Origin of the sequence: Micromonospora sp. ATA51 (assembly GCF_016802855.1) — a bacterium.
GTDB classification, from domain to species: Bacteria; Actinomycetota; Actinomycetes; order Mycobacteriales; family Micromonosporaceae; genus Micromonospora; species Micromonospora sicca.
In genome coordinates this window covers 1-3459 of record NZ_JAEVHJ010000484.1, presented here as the reverse complement: position 1 = coordinate 3459, position 3459 = coordinate 1, and the positions used below count along the sequence as shown (strand labels likewise).

The following is a 3459-nucleotide window of genomic DNA, read 5'->3' as shown; positions in this document are numbered from 1 at the left end:
GTGGGTCGGGCGGCGGTTGGTCCGGGGCCGCGCGCAGGGGTATCCGGGCGGGCCGGCGCAGTTGCCGCCGCCCTGGCAGCCGCCGGCGGCGCGACGGGCGAAGCGGATCCCGGAGGACCAGCCGTTCGTCGCCCGGCCCAGCCTGCGCAAGCGGGGGCTGGCCCTGGGCGGCCTCACCCTGCTGATCGGGCTGGTGATCGCCTGCCCGATTGGGCTGGCGGCGTCGTCGGAGAACGGCGGCGCGGAGATCCTGCTCGCCGTACCGCTGATCATGTTCTTCTTCGCCCTGGTGGTCGGCCTCCAGCTCTGGCTGGTCTCGTCCGGCGGTCCGGTGCTCGCGGTCGGCCCGGCCGGACTCTGGATCAAGACCCGGCCGACCAGGGGGCAGGCGATCTGGCTGCCGTGGGAGGCGATCGACCAGATCTACCGGCGGCGCTGGGGGCTGGAGAAGATGCTCTGCGTGCGGGCGCGCGACCCGCGGGCCGGCGGTGACCTGGGTGCCTTCACCGCGCTCGACGCGGGAATGCAGCAGGCCTTCTTCGGCACCGGGTTCACCGCCACGGTCAACTTCGCCGACCGGTCGGAGCAGGAGATCATGGCGGTGGTGGTCCGCTACTCGGCCGGCCGCTGCCGGGTGGCCTGACCGGTCGGGCCGGCGGCTGTGCATTACCGCACACCCCGCACCCGCTCGGTTGCCCCCGGTTCCCATCTCGTTAGGCTGCGGCAAATGACCTGTCTCATCTGATGACAGGCGTCAAACTGATTTTCCAACGCTGGTGGCGGCGCGACGGCGCGCCGCGGAGACGGGACGGGACGCGCAATCGTGGACCTGTACGAGTACCAGGGGCGGGACCTGTTCGAGCGGCACGGGTTGCCCGTGCTCGCCGGCGGCGTCGCCACTACCCCGGAGGAGGCCCGCGCGATCGCCGAACGCCTCGGCGGTCGGGTGGTCGTCAAGGCGCAGGTGAAGGTCGGCGGCCGAGGCAAGGCCGGCGGCGTCAAGCTGGCCGAGGGCGCGGAGGAGACGGTGGCCCGCGCCACCGACATCCTCGGCATGGACATCAAGGGTCACACGGTCCACAAGGTCATGATCACGGTGACCGCGGACGTGGCCGAGGAGTACTACTTCTCGTACCTGCTGGACCGGGCGAACCGCACCTTCCTCTGCATCGCCAGCGTCGCCGGCGGCATGGACATCGAGCAGGTCGCCGCGGAGACTCCGGAGAAGGTGGTCAAGGCCCCGATCGACGCCAACACCGGCGTCGACGAGGCGAAGGCCCGCGAGATCGTGAGCGCCGCCGGCTTCCCGGCCGAGGTCGCCGACCAGGTCGTCGACATCGCGGTCAAGCTGTGGCAGGCGTTCGTCGCCGAGGACGCCACGCTGGTCGAGGTGAACCCGCTGGCGAAGAACGCGGACGGCAAGGTGCTGCTGCTCGACGCCAAGGTCACCCTCGACGAGAACGCCGCGTTCCGGCACCCGGACCACGAGGCCCTGGTCGACCAGGCCTCGGTGGACCCGCTGGAGCAGGCCGCCAAGGAGAAGGACCTCAACTACGTCAAGCTCGACGGCGAGGTCGGCATCATCGGCAACGGCGCGGGTCTGGTCATGTCCACCCTCGACGTGGTCGCGTACGCCGGTGAGCGGCACGGCGGCGTCAAGCCGGCGAACTTCCTCGACATCGGCGGTGGCGCGAGCGCCGCGGTGATGGCGAACGGCCTCGAGATCGTCCTCTCCGACCCGTCGGTGAAGAGCGTCTTCGTGAACGTCTTCGGTGGCATCACCGCCTGCGACGAGGTCGCCAACGGCATCATCCAGGCGCTGGGGCTGCTCGAGCAGCGGGGCGAGAAGGTCACCAAGCCGCTCGTCGTCCGCCTCGACGGCAACAACGCCGAGGCCGGTCGGGCGATCCTCGACGGCGCGAACAACCCGCTCGTGCAGCGGGTGGACACCATGGACGGCGCGGCCGAGCGGGCCGCCGAGCTGGCAGCTGCGGGGGTCTGATCATGGCTATCTGGCTGACCAAGGACTCCAAGGTCATCGTGCAGGGGATGACCGGTTCCGAGGGTTCCAAGCACACCCGGCGGATGCTCGCCGCCGGCACCAACGTGGTGGGCGGCGTCAACCCGCGCAAGGCGGGCCAGACGGTCGACTTCGACGGCACCGAGCTGCCGGTCTTCGCGTCCGTCGCGGACGCCATGAAGGAGACCGGGGCCGACGTCACGGTCATCTTCGTGCCGCCGCAGTTCACCAAGGGCGCGGTCGTCGAGGCGATCGACGCCGGCATCGACCTGGCCGTGGTGATCACCGAGGGCGTCCCGGTGCACGACACCGCCGCCTTCTGGGCGTACAACGTGGCCAAGGGCGAGCGGACCCGGATCATCGGGCCGAACTGCCCGGGCATCGCCTCGCCGGGCGCCTCCAACGCCGGCATCATCCCGGCCGACATCACCGGCACCGGCCGGATCGGCCTGGTCAGCAAGAGCGGCACGCTGACCTACCAGATGATGTACGAGCTGCGCGACATCGGCTTCTCGACCTGCGTCGGCATCGGCGGCGACCCGATCATCGGGACCACCCACATCGACGCCCTGGCCGCGTTCGAGGCCGACCCGGAGACCGACGCCATCGTGATGATCGGTGAGATCGGTGGCGACGCCGAGGAGCGGGCCGCCGAGTTCATCAAGGCCAACGTCACCAAGCCGGTGGTCGGCTACATCGCCGGCTTCACCGCGCCGCCCGGCAAGACCATGGGTCACGCCGGCGCGATCATCTCCGGCTCGGCGGGCACCGCCGAGGCGAAGAAGGAGGCCCTCGAGGCCGTCGGCGTGAAGGTCGGCAAGACCCCGACCGAGACCGCCAAGCTGATGCGGGAGATCATGTCCGCCGGCTGAGCCGTACGTGACGTGGTGGAGGGGGTCGACCGGCAGCGGTCGGCCCCCTCACCTGTACCAGTACAGGTCGCGGCCGCTGGCCCGCCAGATCGCGCTGCCGATGATGTTGATCACGCCGAACGCGATGGCCAGGTAGCCGAGCACGGGTGACTTGCCGAACCGCTTCGCGTCCCGGATCGACAGCCAGCCGAAGACGATGCCGAGGATGCCGCAGCAGATCAGGCCGAGGACGATGCCCAGTACGCCCCAGAGGGTGGTGCGGTCCCGGCCGGCGGCCGGCGGCGGTGGCGGCGGCGGATACGGAGCGTTCACGGCTTCCTCCGAGCGGTTGGTGCCGCGACAGGAAAGGGTCGCGTCCTGGGCCGAGGCTAAACCGGATCGAGGTCGGGAAGCCGGTGGATCACGGAACTCGCCGCCCTTCCGGGGCGGTATCGGACTGCCGCCGCTCGTGCGGCATGCCAGAGTAGAGCCGATGTCACCCGTCACCCCTGACCAGCCCCGCCGCCCCGCCGCCGGAGTCGCCGCCGACACCCGGCCGCCGGGCCGTGCCCGGCCGGCGTCCCGGGT

General features: G+C 70.9%; 4 protein-coding genes. 3 read left to right on the top strand and 1 reads right to left on the bottom strand.

Translation table 11 applies throughout. The features are described from left to right. The 3 genes from JNW87_RS36385 to sucD all read left to right on the top strand — a co-directional run. A partial coding sequence (locus JNW87_RS36385; protein WP_238455269.1) for a hypothetical protein occupies positions 1–643 on the top strand: 643 nt, incomplete at its 5' end. Positions 644–823: 180 nt separating this feature from the next. Next, positions 824–2002 (top strand): ADP-forming succinate--CoA ligase subunit beta, encoded by a 1179-nt coding sequence (sucC, locus tag JNW87_RS36380; RefSeq protein WP_109803465.1) that lies wholly within the window; start codon positions 824–826, stop codon positions 2000–2002. A gap of 2 nt (positions 2003–2004) precedes the next feature. Further along, positions 2005–2892 carry a succinate--CoA ligase subunit alpha gene (sucD, locus tag JNW87_RS36375; protein WP_109803466.1) on the top strand — a complete coding sequence of 296 codons (888 nt, stop codon included), beginning with the start codon at positions 2005–2007 and terminating at the stop codon, positions 2890–2892. Positions 2893–2940: 48 nt separating this feature from the next. Here sucD and JNW87_RS36370 read toward each other — a convergent pair whose 3' ends face one another. After that, a complete protein-coding gene (locus JNW87_RS36370; protein ID WP_109803467.1) occupies positions 2941–3204 on the bottom strand; it encodes a hypothetical protein in 264 nt (87 codons plus the stop codon). Positions 3205–3459: the final 255 nt, after the last annotated feature.